We start from the raw sequence: 17,043 nt of genomic DNA, 5'->3' as shown, positions 1-17,043 counted from the left end.
TCGCCATGGTGCATAAAGTGGCTGTATGCCGTTTTGTATCCAAAATAAGGCATTGATTATAAATGAGTTATTGGTGAATTCACCAGTTTGGTACGTCACTTGCTGAAGGTCTGCCATCAGCCACCTGACCGACAGGACCCGTCGATGACCGCCATTCCGCGTGCCCTCCCGTCGCCCGCCGAGTCGGGCCACCGCTTCGACGGCGAGCGACGCTGGGCGGCGTCGCTGTCGCTGGCCTTCGATGCCCGCGACGATGGCCATACCCGCATGCTCAAGGCCCGCCATCAGGGCCCGCTGCGCGTGCAGCGCCCCTTCTATCCGGAGGCCTCCGACGAAGCGGGTCGGCCAGGCGCCTGCCACGTCTATCTGCTGCATCCGCCCGGCGGACTGGTCAGCGGCGACGAGCTCGCCATCGAGGCCCGGCTCGCGCCCGGGGCCCAGGCGCTGCTCACCACGCCGGCGGCCAACAAGCTCTACCGTGCCGACAGCCAGGGCGTGCGCTGGCATCAGCACACCCGGCTCGACGTGGCCGAGGACGCGCTGCTGGAGTGGCTGCCCCAGGAGACCATTGCCTTCGACGGCTCGAAGGGCAGCCAGGTCACCGACATCGAGCTGGCCGGCGGGGCGCGCTGCCTGGGCTGGGAGGTGCTGGCCCTGGGCCGGCCGGCAAGCCGGCTGCCCTATGTCTCCGGCGCCATCGAGCAGCGTTTTCGCCTGACCCGCGAGGGGCGCCCGCTATGGTGCGAACGCCAGGTGCTGGATCCGACCCATCGTCGCTTCCGCGGCGCCTGGGGGCAGGGGGGCGCCGGGGTACAGGCGACGCTGTGGGCGGTGGGGCTCGATGACGAGGCCGGCGCGATCGCCGAGCTGCGCGAGGCGCTGCCGGCAAGCCGGGAATGGGCGGTGACGGTGCGCCAGGGGGTGCTGCTGTTGCGCTACCTGGCCAATGAACGCAACGACGCCTGGGCGCTGTGCCAGCGGGCCTGGGCAGTGCTGCGCCCGCGGCTGGCGGGGCGGCCGGCCAGCGTGCCGCGTATCTGGCTGACCTGACGGACTGACACCAGCCGGGTCCTGGCCCGCCACGCCCCGGCACCGAACGCTCACGATTTGGCGAGGGAGTGACCGCGATGGAACTGACCCCGAGAGACAAGGACAAGCTGCTGCTGTTCACCGCCGGCCTGCTGGCCGAGCGGCGCCGCGACCGCGGCCTGAAGCTGAACTATCCGGAGGCCGTGGCGCTGATCAGCTGCGAGATCATGGAAGGCGCCCGCGACGGCAAGAGCGTCGCCGAGCTGATGGGCGCGGGCCGCGAGATCCTCGGTCGCGACGACGTCATGGAGGGCGTGGCCGAGATGGTCGACGAGGTGCAGGTGGAGGCGACGTTCCCCGACGGGACCAAGCTGGTCACCATCCATCACCCCATCGTCTAAAAACTGGCTGCACTCGATCAGGCCGTGTTGGCTTCGCGACGAAAAATGCTCATTTACTAAAGTAAACTCCGCTTTTTCGCCGCTCGCCGCCTTGCCTGATCGTCGTTCGCTCAGTTTTTCGTCAATGGGATAACCGCCAATAACGAAGAGGGAGCATCGATGATTCCCGGTGAATATCGGCTTCAGGACGGCGAGATCGCACTCTGTGAGGGGCGTGAACGGATCACCCTCGAGGTGGCCAATACCGGCGACCGCCCGGTGCAGATCGGTTCCCACTATCACTTCGCCGAGGCCAACCCGGCGCTGGTCTTCGATCGGGACCTGGCGCGCGGCCGGCGCCTCGACGTGGCCGCGGGCACGGCGATCCGCTTCGAGCCCGGCCAGTCCCGCGAGGTGACGCTGATCCCGTTCGTCGGCCATCGGCGCATCTACGGCTTCCGTGGCGACGTCATGGGCAGCCTCGATCAGGGAGAAACTTCATGAGTGCATCCAAGGACGCGCCCAACACCACCCCCAGCAAGATCAGTCGCCAGGCCTATGCGGACATGTACGGCCCCACGTTGGGCGACCGCGTGCGCCTGGGCGACACCGAGCTGTGGATCGAGGTCGAGCGCGACGCGACCCATTACGGTGACGAGGTGAAGTTCGGCGGCGGCAAGGTCATCCGCGACGGCATGGGCCAGAGCCAGCGCGTCGACGACGCGGTCATGGATACCGTGATCACCAACGCCCTGATCCTCGACTGGTGGGGCATCGTCAAGGCCGACGTGGGCCTCCAGGGCGGGCGCATCTCGGCCATCGGCAAGGCCGGCAACCCGGACACCCAGCCCGACGTGGAGATCGTCGTCGGCCCCGGCACCGAGGTGATCGCGGGCGAGGGCAAGATCCTCACCGCCGGCAGCATCGACGCCCACATCCACTTCATCTGCCCGCAGCAGGTGGAGGAGGCGCTGGCCAGCGGCGTGACCACCATGCTCGGCGGCGGCACCGGCCCCGCCACCGGCTCGAACGCCACCACCTGCACCCCCGGCGCCTGGCACCTGGGCAAGATGCTGCAGGCGATCGATACCCTGCCGATGAACATCGGCCTGCTCGGCAAGGGCAACGCCAGCCTGCCCGAGGCGCTGGAGGCCCAGCTCGAGGCCGGTGCCATGGGCCTCAAGCTGCACGAGGACTGGGGCACCACGCCGGCCTCGATCGACACCTGCCTGTCGGTGGCCGAGCGCTACGACGTGCAGATCGCCATCCATACCGACACCCTCAACGAGTCGGGCTTCGTCGAGGACACCCTGGGGGCGTTCAAGGAACGCGCCATCCACACCTATCACACCGAGGGCGCCGGCGGCGGCCACGCGCCGGACATCCTGACCGCCTGCGCCAAGCCCTACGTGCTGCCGTCGTCGACCAACCCGACCCGGCCTTATACCGTTAACACCATCGACGAGCATCTCGACATGCTGATGGTGTGCCACCACCTCGACCCGAACATCCCCGAGGACGTGGCCTTCGCCGACTCGCGCATTCGCCGCGAGACCATCGCCGCCGAGGACATCCTCCACGACCTGGGGGTGATCTCGATGATCGCTTCGGACTCCCAGGCCATGGGGCGGGTCGGCGAGGTGATCTGCCGCACCTGGCAGACCGCCCACAAGATGAAGATCCAGCGCGGCCTGCTGCCCGAGGACGAGGCGCTCGGCGCCGACAACTTCCGCGCCAAGCGCTATATCGCCAAGACCACCATCAACCCGGCCATCACCCACGGCATCGGCCACGAGGTGGGCTCGGTGGAGGTCGGCAAGCTGGCCGACCTGGTGCTGTGGGACCCGGCCTTCTTCGGCGTCAAGCCGGCGCTGATCCTCAAGGGCGGCATGATCGCCGCCGCGCCGATGGGCGATCCCAACGCTTCGATTCCGACGCCGCAGCCGGTGCATTACCGGCCGATGTTCGGCGCCTTCGGCCGCGCCGCCAGCGCCACCCGGGTGACCTTCGTCAGCCAGGCGGCGCTGGAGGCGGGGATCAAGGAGCGGCTGGGGCTCGACAGCGAGCTGATGGCCTGCCGTAACGTGCGCGAGGTGCGCAAGGGCGACATGAAGCTCAACGATGCCTGCCCGGAGCTCAGCGTCGACCCGCAGACCTACGAGGTGCGCTGCGACGGCGAGCTCCTGACCTGCGAGCCGCTGGCCGAACTGCCCCTCGCCCAGCGCTATCACCTGTTCTAAGGAAGTGACGATGCTGACATTGACCGAACGCCTGGGGCCGATCGAGGCGAGCGCCGCCGTCGATACCCTGACCCTCGACTACGCGACCCGCACTCGCGGGCGCTTCAAGGCCAGTTCCGACGGCGGACGCGAGGTCGGGATCTTCCTCGACCGCGGGCCGGTGCTGCGCCACGGCGACGGCCTGACCGGCGAAGACGGCCAGACGATCCGCGTCCAGGCCGCCGTGGAACCGGTGGTTACCGCGCGCCTCGAGGCGGGCCTGCCGCTGGCGCGGTTGAGCTATCACCTGGGTAACCGCCACGTGCAGCTCGCCATCGGCGCCGATGCCGATGCGGGGGCTACTGGTCTGGGCTGGGTGCGCTTCCCGCCGGATCACGTGCTGGAGGAGCTGGCCGAGCGCCTGGGCGCGCGGCTCGAGCACCACGATGCGCCCTTCGATCCCGAGCCAGGCGCCTATGCCCGCGCCGGGGAGGGCGGCCATCACCATCATCACGGCCACCATCACGGTCATGACCATGCCCACTGAGTCGAGCGACGATCTGGCGCTGCTGGGGCTGATGCAGCTGGTCAGCCCGGCGTTGCCGATCGGCGCCTTCGCCTGGTCCCAGGGTCTGGAAAGCGCCTTCGAGCTCGACTGGGTGCGCGGCGAGGACGACCTCGGCGAGTGGCTGGAAGGCGTGCTCGACGACGGCCTGGCACGCTGCGAGCTGCCGGTCCTGGCGCGCTTCATGGTGGCCTGGGCCGAGGACGACGTCGAGGCGCTCGAGCACTGGAACGGCTGGCTCGCCGCCACCCGCGAGACCGCCGAGCTCGCCGCCGAGGAAGCGCGTCTCGGCAGCGCCCTGACGCGGCTGCTCACGAGCCTCGAGCTGACACCACCCCAGCCGTCGCGCCTCACCGGCATGGGCTATGTCGGCGTCTTCGCCTGGCTGGCGCTGGCCCGGGGCGTGACGCCGCGCCAGGCGCTGCTCGGCTTCGCCTGGGCCTGGCTCGAGAACCAGCTCGCCGTGGCCTGCAAGGCGCTGCCGCTCGGCCACACCGCCGCCCAGCGGCTGATCGAGCGCCTGCGCCCGTCGCTGGTGGCGGCGACGGACGCGGCCCTCGAACGCGACGACGATGAACTCGGCCCGATGCTGCCCGGCCTGGCGCTGGCCAGCGCCCAGCACGAGACCCAGTACTCGCGCCTGTTTCGAAGCTAGAAGGCGACCGCTGGTGTGGTGAAGCCAGCGCGTCGCCAGCACCGGGACCGCTTCAGGAACACAGAAGGTTCAGGAAAGTAAAGGAGAGACAACATGACCCATTGCCTGCGTATCGGCGTCGGTGGCCCGGTGGGCTCCGGCAAGACGGCGCTGCTCAAGCAGCTGTGCCGGGCCCTGCGTGATCACTACGATATCGCCGTGGTCACCAACGATATCTACACCCGCGAGGACGCCGACTTCCTGACCCGCCACGAGGCGCTTCCGGCGGATCGCATCCTCGGCGTCGAGACCGGCGGCTGCCCGCACACCGCCATCCGCGAGGACGCCTCGATGAACCTCGCCGCCATCGACGACCTCCAGGCACGCCACCCCAGGCTCGAGCTGGTGCTGGTCGAATCCGGCGGCGACAACCTGTCGGCGACCTTCAGCCCCGAGCTCTCGGATCTGACGCTCTACGTGATCGACGTCTCCGCCGGCGACAAGATCCCGCGCAAGGGCGGTCCGGGCATCACCAAGTCGGATCTCTTGATCATCAACAAGATCGACATCGCCGAGCAGGTCCACGCCTCGCTCGCGGTGATGGAGCGCGATTCGAAGATGATGCGCGGCGAGCGGCCCTTCGTGTTCACCAACCTGCACGACGGGGTGGGGCTCGAGGAGATCATCGCCTTCATCCTCGACCGCGGCATGCTGCCGGAGCGCCGGCCCCAGCACGCCGACGCCGACTGAATCCCTCTACTCACCACGGCAAGGAGAACGCCATGAACCTCTCATCCCTCGTTCGCTCGCGTGCCCTGGGCGCCGCATCCCTGGTGCTGGTGGCCGGCAGCGCCTGGGCCCATCCCGGCCACGAGGTCGCCGGCGGCGGCTTCGCGGCGGGCCTGAGCCACCCGCTGTTCGGCCTCGATCACCTGCTGGCGATGCTGGCCGTCGGCCTGTTCAGCATGCGTCAGTCGGCCGCGATGGGCCGCGTCGTGCCGCTGCTGGCGGTGGGCGGCATGCTGCTCGGCGCCGGCCTGGCCTGGGCCGGCGTGGCGCTGCCGGGCGTGGAGTTCGGCATTGCTATGAGCGTGCTGCTGGCCGGCGTGCTGGTCGCGGCCCTGGCCCGTGTGCCCGCGGCGCTGGGCAGCGTTGCCGTGGTCGCCTTCATGGTCTTCCACGGCCATGCCCACGCTGCCGAGATGCCGCACGGTGCCAGCACCCTGCTGTACCTGGCCGGCTTCAGCCTGGCGACCCTGGCCCTGACCGTTGCCGGTCGCCGCGTCGCCGGCTGGCTGATGACCCGCGAGCAGCGGGTGCTGCGCGGCCTGGGCGCGGCCATCGCCGCCATGGGCGCGCTGTTCGCCATCGGCTGATCGCCCGATGCAGCAAGTCTGCGCGCCCGGCCTCGTGCCGGGCGCGTTGCGTTTGGGCGGCTGTGCCAGGGGCGCGCTGTAGTCAGGGGGCTGTACCAAGGGGCGCGCTGTAGTCAGGGGGCTGTAGTCAGGGGCTGTACCAAGGGCGCGGGGATCGGCGCGCTGTGGTGAGGGGCGCGCTGCGTCGAGGCCGGGCCCGCGCTATGCTGGCGGCGATGAGCGAGGGCGATGATGCCCTCGGTGGCCGCCAGGGAGGCGCGACATGAGAAGCGGGACGAGGAGACGACGGATGTGGCCGTGGTGGCTCGGGGTGCTGCTGCTGGCGTGGCTGGCCATGGGCGTCTGGCAGCGCTACAAGCCGCTGCCGGAGGGCGTCGGCCAGGCTCATCCGCTGCGCGTGGCCGAAGCGCCGCGACTGCTGACCGACGAGACCTGGTACGACGCCGCGGGCGAGCGCCATCGTCGCCAGGCGATCTTCGACGAGGCGCTGGCCATGATCGGCCAGGCGCGGCGCCTGGTGGTGGTCGACATGTTCCTGTTCAACGACTTCGCCGGAGCGGCCGACGGCGTCGATTTCCGCCCGCTGTCCGCGGAGCTCACCGAGGCGCTGGTCCGCCAGCGGCGCCGCCATCCCGAGCTGCGCGCCATCCTGATCACTGACCCCCTGAACACCCTCTACGGCGGGCTCGAGCTCGACCACCTCGAGCGCCTGCGCGACGCCGGGGTGGAGGTGGTGATCACCGAGCTGCAACGGCTGCGGGCCTCCAACCCGCTGTGGTCGGGGCTGTGGCAGCTGGGGCCACGCTGGCTGGGCAATCAGGCGTCCGCCGGCTGGCTGCCCAATGCCCTGGGGCCGGGAGACGTCACCCTGCGCAGCTATCTGGCGCTGGCCAACGTCAAGGCCAACCATCGCAAGACGCTGGTGGTGGACCGGGGCGACGGCTGGGCGGGGCTCGTGACCTCGGCCAACCCCCACGATGCCAGCAGCCTGCACGGCAACGTGGCGCTGCGCGTCGAGGGCGCGGCGGCCCTCGATCTGCTGGCCTCGGAGCGGACGGTGGCGGGCTGGTCCGGCGTCAGCGTGCCCGGCCCTGCGCCGCCGCCCGACGAGGATGACCTGCCCGGCGCTCGCCTGCAGCTGCTGACCGAGGGTGCGATCCGCGATGCGCTGGTCACCGCCGTGGAGCGGGCCGGGGAGGGCGACCGCCTCGACGTGGCGGTGTTCTATCTGGCCCATCGCGAGCTGATCGAGTCACTGATCGCGGCGCGTCGGCGCGGCGCCGAGGTGCGGGTGCTGCTCGATCCCAATCGCGAGGCCTTCGGCCTCGACAAGGGCGGCATTCCCAATCGGCCGGTGGCCGACGAGCTGGCGGCGGCCGGCATTCCGGTGCGCTGGTGCGTGACTCGCGGCGAGCAGTGCCACACCAAGCTGCTGATGCGCCGGACCGCCGACGGTGGCGAGGTCGAGCTGATCCTGGGCTCGGCCAACTTCACCCGTCGCAACCTCGACGACCTGAACCTGGAGACCAGCGTGCGGCTGCTGGGCCCGCCGAGCCTGCCGGCGCTGGCCGACGCGGCGGCCTTCTTCGCCCGCCGCTGGCACTCCACGCCGGAGCGCACCACCAGCCGACCCTACGATGAGACGGATGCCGCCGGGCCGGTGGGTTACTGGCGATATCGGCTGATGGAGGCCTCGGGGCTATCGAGCTTCTAGGCCAGGCCCAAGCGTTGGCGATTCGCCTTTGACAGCCGGGTCGGGGCCGACCAGCCTTCAGGAGGCTTCAAGGCAATCCGACATCTCAAGGGAGTGTTGCTATGGATCGGTTCTGGCTGGGGGTGAAACTGGTGCTGTTGGCGCTGGTGGTGGTATTGATCGTGCAGAATCTCAATCTGGTGCAGGTGCACCTGCTGACCTGGAGCTTTTCGATGCCGCTGGCGCTTCTGATCGCGGCCCTCTACCTGCTGGGCATGGTCAGCGGCCGCAGCCTGATGGGGCTGGTGCGACGGCTGCGCGGCCAGCAGGGGCACGCCAAGCACCACTGAGACTCAGTTGCCGGAGGTTCGGGCGGTCATCCACTACTCGACGTGGGTGACCGCCTGATGCCGTGAATCCAGATGCCACGGCAGGCCCAGTCGGGCGTTACGCTCAAGCTCGGCGATCACCTGGGCGCCGAGCAGCAGGATGATGGCGCCCACTTCCAGGGTCAGCAGCACCACGATCAGCGTCGCCAGCGAGCCGTAGACGGCGTTGACGAAAGACAGATGGGCGAAGTAATAGACCAGCAGCAGGCGAGCGCCCTCCCACAGCAGGGCGGCGACGAAGCCGCCCACCAGGGCGCGCCTGAGGGCCACCTTGACCACCGGCATCACCTTGTAGATGGCGCTGAACAGCAGGAACACGCCGGCGAAGCTGGTCAGGTTCAGCGCCGTGCTCGAGAGCCCCGCCAGGGGCAGCTCCCTGCCCAGCAGCGCCATCCACAGCGTATTGACCGCATCCGCCAGGCTGACCAGCAGCGTCAGCCCCATCAGTCCCGCGCCCAGCACCACCATGAAGGCGTAGGGCATCAGCACCGAGACCCAGGCCGAGCGCCCGACGTGGGCGTCCGGGGCGTGGAAGATGATCGCCAGGGCGTCCTCCAGCATGCGAAAGGCGAAGGAGCTGAACACCAGCAGCACCGGCAGGCCCAGCACGCCGATCGCCTCGCGCGAGTCGAGCAGCGAGCGCACGGCGTCGAGCAGCACCTCGGCGTGGGCGGGCGTCAGGTGACGCGCCTGGATGGCCAGCAGCGTCAGCAGCTGCTGTTCGTCGACCACCCGCGCGAGCAGGACCACCATCACCGCGAACAGCGGCACCACCGACAGCAGGATGTTGTAGCCCACGCCGCCGGCCAGCAGGATGCCGCGATTGCGCAGGAAGGCGCCGAGCACGCGCCAGACGAAGCTCAGTACCCGCCGGGTGTGGCGAAAATGGCGAGACGACGAGGTGGCGCTGGCGGGAGGCGGTGTCATGGCGGGGCCGGGTCGAGGAAGTCTGTCGGCATGATAGGCCGCTCGACGGCGTTGGCGTCAATCCCGCCGCGGCCGGCGGCTGATCCTGTCTGTCGTATCCGGACAGCGGGATGGCATTCACCGGCCGCCGGGACGGCGGGTATACTGACGGCCTGAGCCGCCCGGGCGGCCATCCCAACCGAGGTAAGGAGCAAGTCGTGATCGAAGGGGTCAAGCACATCGTCGCCGTGGCGTCCGGCAAGGGGGGCGTGGGCAAGTCCACCGTCACCGCCAACCTGGCGCTGGCCATGGCCGCCGAGGGCTATCGCGTGGGCGTTCTGGACGCCGATATCCATGGCCCCAGCCAGGCCAAGATGCTCGGCGTGGCCGAGGGCGCACGCCCCGAAGCGGCGGGCGAGAAGACCATGAAGCCGATGCGGGCCCACGGCCTGCAGGTGATGTCCATGGCGTTCCTGATCGATACCCGCGAGCCCACCGTCTGGCGCGGCCCGATGGTCGCCGGCGCCTTCCAGCAGCTGCTGACCCAGACCGTGTGGGACGACCTGGACGTGCTGTTCGTCGACATGCCGCCGGGCACCGGCGACATCCAGCTGACGCTGGCCCAGAAGGTGCCGGTGGACGGCGCGGTGATCGTCACCACGCCCCAGGACATCGCGCTGCTGGACGCGCGCAAGGGCATCGAGATGTTCCGCAAGGTCAACGTGCCGGTGTTCGGCGTGGTGGAGAACATGAGCCTGCACGTCTGCTCGAACTGCGGCCACAGCGAGCCGATCTTCGGCGAGGGCGGCGGCGAGCGCATCGCCGGGGAATACGACACCCGCGTGCTGGGTCAGCTGCCGCTGACGCTGTCGATCCGCGAGCAGGCCGACGGCGGTGCGCCCACCGTGGTCGCCGAGCCGGACGGCGAGATCACCGCCAGCTTCCGCGCCATGGCCCGTCAGGTGGCCGAGCAGCTCGAGGGCGCCTCCCCCGACGCGGGGCCGGCGATCTCGTTCAGCGACTGAAGACGCCGGCGGCGAGAACCGTGACGCCCGCCCCCGGGGCCGCTATCATGGCGGCCCCTATTCGTTTCGATTCCACCCAGCAGGACGACCCATGAGCATCAAATCCGACCACTGGATCCGCCGCATGGCCGAGCGGGAAGGCATGATCGAGCCTTTCGAGGCCGACCAGGTGCGCTATGTGAACGACCGGCGGGTGATCTCCTACGGGACGTCCAGCTACGGCTACGACGTGCGCTGCGCCGACGAGTTCAAGGTGTTCACCAACATCCACTCGGCGGTGGTGGACCCCAAGGGCTTCGACGACAACAGCTTCGTCGACGTCAAGGGCGATGTCTGCGTGATTCCGCCCAACTCCTTCGCCCTGGCGCGCACCGTGGAGTACTTCCGCATTCCGCGCAGCGTGCTGACCATCTGCCTCGGCAAGTCGACCTATGCCCGCTGCGGCATCATCGTCAACGTCACGCCGCTGGAGCCGGAGTGGGAAGGGCACGTGACCCTGGAGTTCTCCAACACCACCAACCTGCCGGCCAAGATCTACGCCAACGAGGGCGTGGCGCAGATGCTGTTCCTCGAGTCCGATGAGGTCTGCGCGACCTCCTACAAGGACCGCGGCGGCAAGTATATGGGGCAGCGAGGTGTGACCCTGCCGCGGACCTGAGAAAGCGTCGATTTGCGGCTGCGCTTGCCATCCTGGCCGCCGGCGGTGCTCGGAATCCTCATGTAGCAGGCTACACTCCGGGTCCTGCGCTCCGGCGGCGCCCAGCCTGCCATCGCTCGCTGCGCAAATCGCCGGCTTTCTTGAGTCTGGGCACCTCGAAAACAGAAGACCCCGAAGGTTCAGCCTTCGGGGTCTTCTTTTGCTCTCGGTGCTTCCAGGCTATCGACTGGCAGCTTGCAGCTTACTCCTCGATATCCTCGTCCAGCTCCTCGGCTGCGTCGGCGTGGGACATGCGCAGGCCCTGTTCCGGCAGCGGCATGCCGTCGAAGCGGGCGCCGCCGTCGCCGAACTGCAGGCGACCCTCCAGGCACCACTTGACGGCGATCGGGTAGATCAGGTGTTCGCGGGCGTGGACCTTGTCCTTGAGGCTTTCTTCGGTCTCGCCGTCGGCCACCTCGACCGCCGCCTGGAGCAGCACCGGGCCGCCGTCGAGCTCCTCGGTGACGTAGTGCACGCTGCAGCCGTGCTCGGCGACGCCGTCGGCCAGCGCCCGGGCATGGGTGTGCAGGCCCTGGTAGGCCGGCAGCAGGGACGGATGGATGTTGATCAGCCGGCCCAGGAAACGCTGCACGAAGCGCGGCGTCAGGATGCGCATGAAGCCGGCCAGCACCACCAGGTCGGGCTCGTGACGCTCGATGACCTTGATCAGGGCGCCGTCGTAGGCCTCGCGGCTATCGTACTCGCGATGGGGCAGGGCGACGGCGTCGATGCCGGCCTCGCGGGCGCGCTGCAGGCCGTGGGCGTCGGCCTGGTTGGAGATCACCGCGACGATCTCGCCGCCCAGGCGGTCGTGGACCTGCTCGTCGATCAGCGCCTGGAGGTTGCTGCCGTTGCCGGAGATCAGCACCACCACCCGACGCGCCTCGGCGGGCTCGGGGGTGAAGTCCTGCAGGGTGTCGCTGCTGTAGTCGCTCTCGCTCATCCCTTCAGGTTCTCCAGCTGGACGACCTCCTCGTCGTCTCCGCGGGCGACGATCTCGCCGATGCGGTAGACCGTTTCACCGAGGCCCTGCAGGTGGGCGCGGGCCTGGTCGGCCTTGTCGGCCGGCACCGCGATGACCATGCCGATGCCGCAGTTGAGCACGCGGTACATCTCGTTCTCCTCGACGTTGCCCTGCTGCTGCAGCCAGTCGAACACCGCCGGGCGCTCCCAGCTGGCCACGTCGACGCGGGCGGCGGCGCCCTCGGGCAGCACCCGCGGCAGGTTCTCGGTCAGGCCGCCGCCGGTGATGTGCGACAGCGCGTGCACCGGCACGTCGGTTTCCTTGATCAGCGACAGCAGCGGCTTGACGTAGATGCGCGTCGGCGCGAGCAGCGCCTCGCCCAAGGGCTTGCCGTCGATGGCGGTGTCCAGGGAGGCCCCGGAGACCTCGAGGATCTTGCGGATCAGCGAGTAGCCGTTGGAGTGGGGGCCGGAGGAGGCCATGCCCAGCAGCACGTCGCCCTCGGCGACCTGACTGCCGTCGAGGATCTCGTCCTTCTCCACCACGCCGACGCAGAAGCCGGCCAGGTCGTAGTCGTTGCCCTCGTACATGCCGGGCATCTCGGCGGTCTCGCCGCCCACCAGGGCGCAGCCGGCCTGCTCGCAGCCGGTGCCGATGCCGGTCACCACGTCGGCGGCGATGTCCACATCGAGCTTGCCCGTGGCATAGTAGTCGAGAAACATCAGCGGCTCGGCGCCGGCCACCACCAGGTCGTTGACGCACATCGCCACCAGGTCGATGCCGATGCTGTCGTGTCGACCCAGGTCCATGGCCAGGCGCAGCTTGGTGCCCACGCCATCGGTGCCGGTGACCAGTACCGGCTCGCGATAGCCGCTGGGCAGTTGGCACAGGGCGCCGAAGCCGCCCAGGCCGCCCATCACCTCGGGACGGCTGGTACGCTTGGCGACGCCCTTGATGCGGTCGACCAGCGCATTGCCGGCATCGATGTCGACGCCGGCGTCCTTGTAGCTGAGGGAGGCGCCGCTCGGGCGGTTGGTGGAATCGGTCATGGCCTGTCCTGTATGAACATTGCGGTCAATGAGGCCCGCGACGCTGGCGGCGCCGCCGGGCTGGGCAAGATGGGGCGTGAATTGTAGCATCACGACGCACGGCTCGCACCGCCGTGCCAGGCATCACACAGGGAGAGCGAGATGCGCAGACAGGGGTGGGTCCTGGCCGTCACGGCGGCGCTGGGACTGTGGTTCTTCATCAGCATCGAGCCGGTGCTGATGCCGTTCTTCGTCAGCATGGTGCTGGCCTATCTCGGCGACCCGCTGGCCGACCGGCTGGAAGAGAGGGGGCTGTCGCGGCGACTGGCGGTGTCGCTGGTGTTCCTGCTGCTGACGCTGATCATCGTGCTGACGCTGCTGCTGGTGATTCCGCTGCTGGGGCGTCAGATCGGCCAGCTGGCCCAGCTGCTGCCGGCGGCCCTGGACTGGGTGCAGGTCACGGTGCTGCCCGAGTTCCGCGAACTCACGGGCATCGACCTGGGCACCGATTTCGACCAGCTGCGTCGGGCGTTGCTCGACAACTGGCGCGAAACCGGCACCGTGGCGGCGACCCTGCTGGCCAAGGCCTCGAAGTCGGGGCTGGCGCTGGCGGCCTGGATCGGCAACCTGGCGCTGATCCCGGTGGTGACCTTCTACCTGCTGCTCGACTGGGACGTGCTGGTGGCCAAGCTGCGCGGTTCGCTACCGCGCCAGTGGGAGCCGGCGGCGGCGCGCCTGGGCCGCGAGTGCGACGAGGTGCTGTCGGCCTTCCTGCGCGGCCAGCTGATCGTGATGCTGTGCCTGGGCGTCATCTACGCCGTCGGCCTGACCCTGCTGGGGCTCAAGTTCGGCCTGCTGGTCGGCCTGCTGTCGGGACTGGCCAGCATCGTGCCCTACCTGGGCGTGATCGTCGGCATCAGCGTCGCCGGCCTGGTGGCCTTCTTCCAGTTCGGCGACTGGCTGATGCTGCTCGCCGTGGCCGGGGTCTTCGGCTTCGGCCAGCTGGTCGAGAGCACGGTGCTGCAGCCCAAGCTGCTGGGCGACAAGATCGGCCTGCACCCGGTGGCGGTGATCTTCGCCGTGCTGGCCGGCGGCCAGCTGTTCGGCTTCACCGGTATCCTGCTGGCGCTGCCGGTGGCCGCCGTGGTGATGGTGGTGTTGCGTTATCTTCACGAGCATTATAAAAACAGCACACTTTACGATGCGGGACGCGGCCCCCAGGACGAGGAGTCACCATGAGTCGATCACCCGCGCAGCTCCCGCTGGGCGTGGGGCTGCGTGACGACGCCACCTTCGCCAACTTCCACCCCGGCCCCAGTGCCACCCTGGTCGATCACCTGAAGCGGCAGCTGGACGACGACGGCGAGCCCTTCCTGTACCTGTGGGGCGGCGAGGGCGTGGGTCGCAGTCACCTGCTGCAGGCCGCCTGTCATGCCGCCTCGGACCGCGACCGTCGCGCGCTTTACCTGCCGCTGGAGGAGCTCGGCCATTTTCCGCCGCTGATGCTGGAGGAGGTGGAACGGCTCGATCTGGTCGCCATCGATGATCTGGAGCGCGTGGTGGGGCGCAAGCGCTGGGAAGAGGCACTGTTCCACGCCTTCAATCGCCTGCGTGACGCGGGCAAGCGGCTGGTGATCGCCGCCGAGGCGCCACCGCGTCAACTGGCGGTCAAGCTGCCCGACCTGGCCTCACGGCTGACCTGGGGCATGACCTTCCACGTACAGGGCCTGGGCGACGACGACCGCCTGACCGCCCTGCAGCTGCGGGCGCGGGTGCGCGGCATGCAGCTGCCGGATGAGGTGGCGCGCTACATCCTCCATCGCGGGCCGCGCAGGCTGGAAGCGCTGTTCGATGCCCTGGAAACCCTCGATCGCGCCTCGCTTTCTGCCCAGCGCAAGCTGACCATCCCCTTCGTCAAGCAGGCGCTGGGCTGGTAGCCGGGAGATGACGTTCACCCCTGATGGCGACACAGCCAGTCGGTATCGAAGCGGAAGGCGTTGAGGACGTCGTCCTGGGTGAAGCCATGGCCTTCCAGAGTGTCTTCCCAGGCCTGGGTATTGCGATAGTCGAGCAGCACCTCGTCGAAGGCGTCGCGTAGCGTGGTGGCGTCCTTCGGGAAGGCGAAGGCGCCCCAGCTGCGCACGATCTCCCCGTTCACCTTCGGATCCTCGAAGCCCTGCACGATCTCGACGCCGGGGTGCTGTGCGTCCAGTTGGCTCACGGTGAGGCCGGTGCCGGCGTAGGCGTCGGCCCGGTCGGCGAGCAGGGCGTCGATGGCCGCCGCATTGTCGTCGAGGCTCACCACCCGGTCATCCGGGACGCCCAGCGCCGACATGATGTCGACCTGGGTCGCGCCGGCGAGTACCGCGACGCGAATGTCGTCGCGTTCGGCGAAGTCCTGGTAGCCGTTGATCTCGAGCGGATTGGAGGCGCGCACCAGCAGGCCTTCCCCGTAGGAGGTGTTGGGGGCCGAGAACAGCACCCGCCGGCAGCGCTCGGGGCGAATCGCCATCTCGGCAGCCGCCATGTCGAAGCGGCCCTCCTCGAGGCCGGGTATCAGGTCGCCGAAGGCGGTCACCTCCCACGCGATGTCGTCGATGCCGAGTTCACCGAGCACGTGGCGGGCGACGTCGGGGCCTGCTCCTCTTGCCTCGCCGTTCTCATCCAGGTAGCCATAGGGCGCTTCGTCGGCCACCGCGATCCGGATGCCACCGCGTGCCTGAAGCGTGTCGAGGTCGGCTGCGAACGACTGGATGGCGACGGTCATCGCCAGCGGCAGTGCCGCCCAACGGACGAGCGTGGTCCAGTCGGCGCCGTACATGCTCCGTTTCATGTCGTGTCTCCTGTCCGACCTGGCGACGCAGGTCGACGCAGGCCTCGACTTCAGGGTAGAAGCCTGCCGGGAGGGGTGCCATCGGAGGCGTCAGCGATTGAGCCGCACCTCGCGATGCTGGCCGTCGGAGAGCGACACCTGATGGACGATCACCCGACGCTTGCCGCTGGTGGGGTCGACCACGCTGCCGGAGACATAGAAGCTGCCGGACGGCAGGCCGCGCAGCATGAAGTAGCCGTCGCCGTCGGTGCGGGCGGTGTGGGTGTAGGCCCGGGCCCGTGGGTCGGCGGGCTCCACCGCGCGTCCGGCCAGGGCCTGTTCGGCGGCCTCGGCGGAGTAGGTGGTGATCGGCGCCACCGAGACCGTCTCGCCGCGGCCGACCACGGTGCCCGAGGCGGTGTCCAGGGTCAGCCGGCCGCTGAGGGCGGCGCTGCCGGTCTTCTCCAGGGCGGCGTACTCGTCGGCGGGGAAGGCCACCTGGCGTGGCACGCGGCCCTCCGGCGACGGTGCCGTGTCGGGGGCCCGCTCGCCGATGTCGATCACCTCGGCGGGGCCGCGCCGCGTGGCGCCGTCGGGCGGCAGTATCTGGCAGCCGGTGAGGATCAGGCCCATCAGGATGGGCAGGAAGGCAGGTCGCATGGCGCGCGTCGCTGCGCGGTTCATCGTACTGGTCATCGCACTCTTCATCGCACTCTCCCCTGAGGGTTGGCCCTGTGCGGGGGAGAGCTTAACGCATATGCACAACGAAAGGGCCACCGCCGATGGCGGTGGCCCTGGGAGACTGTCTGACCCTGGGGCTTACTTGGCGGCCTTGGTCGCGGTCTCGGTGGCCTGCTTGACGTTCTCTTCGGTCAGCTTCTGGCTCTGCTGGACGAAGTCCTGCTGAAGGGAGACGACCTTCTCGGCGTCGCCTTTCATGCGCTCGGTGAGGTCCTTGGCGACCTTCTGCTGGCCTTCCATGTAGCTGCGCAGGCCTTCGGCATCCTTGACGTCGAGCAGGGCGCGAAGCTGGGCCATGCCGGTTTCGCTGTAGGCGCGACCGGCCTCGAGCTGGGCGTTGGTCAGCTTCTCGGCGAAATCCACGGACAGGCTGGCATAGGCACGGGCCGGGCCGAAGAACATGGACTCGAACTGTTCGGTGAACTGCTTGGTATCGAAGTTTTGCATCGTCTTCGCCTCCTGTGATGGCGCACGTTGCGAAGGCCTGGGCGGGATGCCGTCGCCTTCTCTCTTCTGTTGCAATGCACAATAGCAGCGCATTTTGTGCAGTGCAACATCCCCGTTTCGGCCTTTCGTCGTGTCGGC

General features: G+C 68.9%; 20 protein-coding genes. 14 read left to right on the top strand and 6 right to left on the bottom strand.

Annotated elements, in window-relative coordinates; all coding sequences use genetic code 11:
* Positions 1 to 144: 144 nt before the first annotated feature.
* The 10 genes from CVH10_RS02205 to CVH10_RS02160 all read left to right on the top strand — a co-directional run bounded on the left by CVH10_RS02205 (position 145) and on the right by CVH10_RS02160 (position 8,246).
* Positions 145 to 1,050 carry an urease accessory protein UreD gene (locus CVH10_RS02205; protein ID WP_106487690.1) on the top strand — a complete coding sequence of 302 codons (906 nt, stop codon included), beginning with the start codon at positions 145 to 147 and terminating at the stop codon, positions 1,048 to 1,050.
* 77 nt (positions 1,051 to 1,127) lie between these two features.
* Positions 1,128 to 1,430: an urease subunit gamma gene (gene ureA, locus CVH10_RS02200; RefSeq protein ID WP_035595980.1), complete on the top strand. Its 303-nt coding sequence runs from the start codon at positions 1,128 to 1,130 to the stop codon at positions 1,428 to 1,430.
* Positions 1,431 to 1,589: 159 nt separating this feature from the next.
* Complete coding sequence (locus CVH10_RS02195; RefSeq protein ID WP_035595978.1) at positions 1,590 to 1,913, top strand: urease subunit beta; 324 nt, start codon at positions 1,590 to 1,592, stop codon at positions 1,911 to 1,913.
* A complete protein-coding gene (gene ureC, locus CVH10_RS02190; protein WP_106487689.1) occupies positions 1,910 to 3,649 on the top strand; it encodes an urease subunit alpha in 1,740 nt (579 codons plus the stop codon). The genes CVH10_RS02195 and ureC overlap by 4 nt, the downstream gene beginning before the upstream one ends.
* Before the next feature lie 10 nt (positions 3,650 to 3,659).
* Complete coding sequence (gene ureE / locus CVH10_RS02185; RefSeq protein WP_106487688.1) at positions 3,660 to 4,175, top strand: urease accessory protein UreE; 516 nt, start codon at positions 3,660 to 3,662, stop codon at positions 4,173 to 4,175.
* Positions 4,165 to 4,848 carry an urease accessory protein UreF gene (locus CVH10_RS02180; RefSeq protein ID WP_181244346.1) on the top strand — a complete coding sequence of 228 codons (684 nt, stop codon included), beginning with the start codon at positions 4,165 to 4,167 and terminating at the stop codon, positions 4,846 to 4,848. Before ureE ends, CVH10_RS02180 begins: the two co-directional genes overlap by 11 nt.
* A gap of 93 nt (positions 4,849 to 4,941) precedes the next feature.
* Positions 4,942 to 5,577 (top strand): urease accessory protein UreG, encoded by a 636-nt coding sequence (gene ureG / locus CVH10_RS02175; protein WP_035595974.1) that lies wholly within the window; start codon positions 4,942 to 4,944, stop codon positions 5,575 to 5,577.
* Positions 5,578 to 5,609: 32 nt separating this feature from the next.
* The gene (locus CVH10_RS02170) at positions 5,610 to 6,203 is read left to right on the top strand and encodes a HupE/UreJ family protein (RefSeq protein WP_035595972.1); all 594 of its coding nucleotides are present in this window, start codon (positions 5,610 to 5,612) and stop codon (positions 6,201 to 6,203) included.
* Between the two features lie 289 nt (positions 6,204 to 6,492).
* A complete protein-coding gene (locus CVH10_RS02165; RefSeq protein WP_106487687.1) occupies positions 6,493 to 7,917 on the top strand; it encodes a phospholipase D-like domain-containing protein in 1,425 nt (474 codons plus the stop codon).
* Between the two features lie 101 nt (positions 7,918 to 8,018).
* Positions 8,019 to 8,246 carry a lipopolysaccharide assembly protein LapA domain-containing protein gene (locus CVH10_RS02160; protein ID WP_035595967.1) on the top strand — a complete coding sequence of 76 codons (228 nt, stop codon included), beginning with the start codon at positions 8,019 to 8,021 and terminating at the stop codon, positions 8,244 to 8,246.
* Positions 8,247 to 8,279: 33 nt separating this feature from the next.
* Here the strand turns inward: CVH10_RS02160 and CVH10_RS02155 are convergent, their stop codons facing one another.
* Positions 8,280 to 9,212 carry a YihY/virulence factor BrkB family protein gene (locus tag CVH10_RS02155; protein ID WP_052052464.1) on the bottom strand — a complete coding sequence of 311 codons (933 nt, stop codon included), beginning with the start codon at positions 9,210 to 9,212 and terminating at the stop codon, positions 8,280 to 8,282.
* Positions 9,213 to 9,322: 110 nt separating this feature from the next.
* Here CVH10_RS02155 and apbC point away from each other — a divergent pair, with 110 nt between their 5' ends.
* Together apbC and dcd are read left to right on the top strand one after the other, a co-directional pair.
* A complete protein-coding gene (apbC, locus tag CVH10_RS02150) occupies positions 9,323 to 10,216 on the top strand; it encodes an iron-sulfur cluster carrier protein ApbC (RefSeq protein WP_268746153.1) in 894 nt (297 codons plus the stop codon).
* A gap of 91 nt (positions 10,217 to 10,307) precedes the next feature.
* Positions 10,308 to 10,874: a dCTP deaminase gene (dcd, locus tag CVH10_RS02145; protein WP_016854669.1), complete on the top strand. Its 567-nt coding sequence runs from the start codon at positions 10,308 to 10,310 to the stop codon at positions 10,872 to 10,874.
* A gap of 241 nt (positions 10,875 to 11,115) precedes the next feature.
* On the opposite strand, the gene purN is transcribed toward dcd, so the two are convergent.
* Both purN and purM read right to left on the bottom strand, forming a co-directional pair.
* A complete protein-coding gene (purN, locus tag CVH10_RS02140; protein WP_106487686.1) occupies positions 11,116 to 11,856 on the bottom strand; it encodes a phosphoribosylglycinamide formyltransferase in 741 nt (246 codons plus the stop codon).
* Positions 11,853 to 12,926 carry a phosphoribosylformylglycinamidine cyclo-ligase gene (gene purM, locus CVH10_RS02135; protein WP_046080265.1) on the bottom strand — a complete coding sequence of 358 codons (1,074 nt, stop codon included), beginning with the start codon at positions 12,924 to 12,926 and terminating at the stop codon, positions 11,853 to 11,855. The genes purN and purM overlap by 4 nt, the downstream gene beginning before the upstream one ends.
* A 141-nt stretch (positions 12,927 to 13,067) precedes the next feature.
* Here purM and CVH10_RS02130 point away from each other — a divergent pair, with 141 nt between their 5' ends.
* Positions 13,068 to 14,144, top strand: coding sequence for an AI-2E family transporter (locus CVH10_RS02130; RefSeq protein WP_035598601.1), 1,077 nt, complete (start codon positions 13,068 to 13,070; stop codon positions 14,142 to 14,144).
* Entirely contained in the window at positions 14,141 to 14,842 is a 702-nt protein-coding gene (gene hda / locus CVH10_RS02125; RefSeq protein WP_035598602.1) for a DnaA regulatory inactivator Hda, read from the top strand. Before CVH10_RS02130 ends, hda begins: the two co-directional genes overlap by 4 nt.
* Positions 14,843 to 14,856: 14 nt before the next feature.
* Here hda and ehuB read toward each other — a convergent pair whose 3' ends face one another.
* From ehuB to CVH10_RS02110, 3 genes are all read right to left on the bottom strand, one after another.
* A complete protein-coding gene (gene ehuB, locus CVH10_RS02120; protein WP_035598604.1) occupies positions 14,857 to 15,738 on the bottom strand; it encodes an ectoine/hydroxyectoine ABC transporter substrate-binding protein EhuB in 882 nt (293 codons plus the stop codon).
* 90 nt (positions 15,739 to 15,828) lie between these two features.
* Positions 15,829 to 16,425, bottom strand: a complete 597-nt coding sequence (locus CVH10_RS02115) for a hypothetical protein (protein WP_369335706.1) — start codon at positions 16,423 to 16,425, stop codon at positions 15,829 to 15,831.
* A 111-nt stretch (positions 16,426 to 16,536) separates the two neighbouring features.
* Positions 16,537 to 16,905 (bottom strand): phasin family protein, encoded by a 369-nt coding sequence (locus CVH10_RS02110; RefSeq protein ID WP_035598607.1) that lies wholly within the window; start codon positions 16,903 to 16,905, stop codon positions 16,537 to 16,539.
* Positions 16,906 to 17,043: the final 138 nt, after the last annotated feature.

This window comes from Halomonas sp. ND22Bw (genome assembly GCF_003011945.1).
GTDB lineage: Bacteria > Pseudomonadota > Gammaproteobacteria > Pseudomonadales > Halomonadaceae > Halomonas > Halomonas halophila.
This window is presented reverse-complemented; position numbering and strand designations above follow the sequence as displayed.

Bases quoted from the DNA above. Each gene is read 5' to 3' on its own strand.
- CVH10_RS02195 (WP_035595978.1), top strand. From the start codon at position 1,590: ATGATTCCCGGTGAATATCGGCTTCAGGACGGCGAGATCGCACTCTGT.
- CVH10_RS02155 (WP_052052464.1), bottom strand. From the start codon at position 9,212: ATGACACCGCCTCCCGCCAGCGCCACCTCGTCGTCTCGCCATTTTCGC.
- CVH10_RS02115 (WP_369335706.1), bottom strand. From the start codon at position 16,425: ATGAAGAGTGCGATGACCAGTACGATGAACCGCGCAGCGACGCGCGCC.
- ureE (WP_106487688.1), top strand. From the start codon at position 3,660: ATGCTGACATTGACCGAACGCCTGGGGCCGATCGAGGCGAGCGCCGCC.
- CVH10_RS02205 (WP_106487690.1), top strand. From the start codon at position 145: ATGACCGCCATTCCGCGTGCCCTCCCGTCGCCCGCCGAGTCGGGCCAC.
- hda (WP_035598602.1), top strand. From the start codon at position 14,141: ATGAGTCGATCACCCGCGCAGCTCCCGCTGGGCGTGGGGCTGCGTGAC.
- dcd (WP_016854669.1), top strand. From the start codon at position 10,308: ATGAGCATCAAATCCGACCACTGGATCCGCCGCATGGCCGAGCGGGAA.
- CVH10_RS02170 (WP_035595972.1), top strand. From the start codon at position 5,610: ATGAACCTCTCATCCCTCGTTCGCTCGCGTGCCCTGGGCGCCGCATCC.
- ureC (WP_106487689.1), top strand. From the start codon at position 1,910: ATGAGTGCATCCAAGGACGCGCCCAACACCACCCCCAGCAAGATCAGT.
- CVH10_RS02130 (WP_035598601.1), top strand. From the start codon at position 13,068: ATGCGCAGACAGGGGTGGGTCCTGGCCGTCACGGCGGCGCTGGGACTG.
- CVH10_RS02165 (WP_106487687.1), top strand. From the start codon at position 6,493: ATGTGGCCGTGGTGGCTCGGGGTGCTGCTGCTGGCGTGGCTGGCCATG.
- CVH10_RS02110 (WP_035598607.1), bottom strand. From the start codon at position 16,905: ATGCAAAACTTCGATACCAAGCAGTTCACCGAACAGTTCGAGTCCATG.
- CVH10_RS02160 (WP_035595967.1), top strand. From the start codon at position 8,019: ATGGATCGGTTCTGGCTGGGGGTGAAACTGGTGCTGTTGGCGCTGGTG.
- ureG (WP_035595974.1), top strand. From the start codon at position 4,942: ATGACCCATTGCCTGCGTATCGGCGTCGGTGGCCCGGTGGGCTCCGGC.
- ureA (WP_035595980.1), top strand. From the start codon at position 1,128: ATGGAACTGACCCCGAGAGACAAGGACAAGCTGCTGCTGTTCACCGCC.
- CVH10_RS02180 (WP_181244346.1), top strand. From the start codon at position 4,165: ATGCCCACTGAGTCGAGCGACGATCTGGCGCTGCTGGGGCTGATGCAG.
- purM (WP_046080265.1), bottom strand. From the start codon at position 12,926: ATGACCGATTCCACCAACCGCCCGAGCGGCGCCTCCCTCAGCTACAAG.
- ehuB (WP_035598604.1), bottom strand. From the start codon at position 15,738: ATGAAACGGAGCATGTACGGCGCCGACTGGACCACGCTCGTCCGTTGG.
- apbC (WP_268746153.1), top strand. From the start codon at position 9,323: ATGGCATTCACCGGCCGCCGGGACGGCGGGTATACTGACGGCCTGAGC.
- purN (WP_106487686.1), bottom strand. From the start codon at position 11,856: ATGAGCGAGAGCGACTACAGCAGCGACACCCTGCAGGACTTCACCCCC.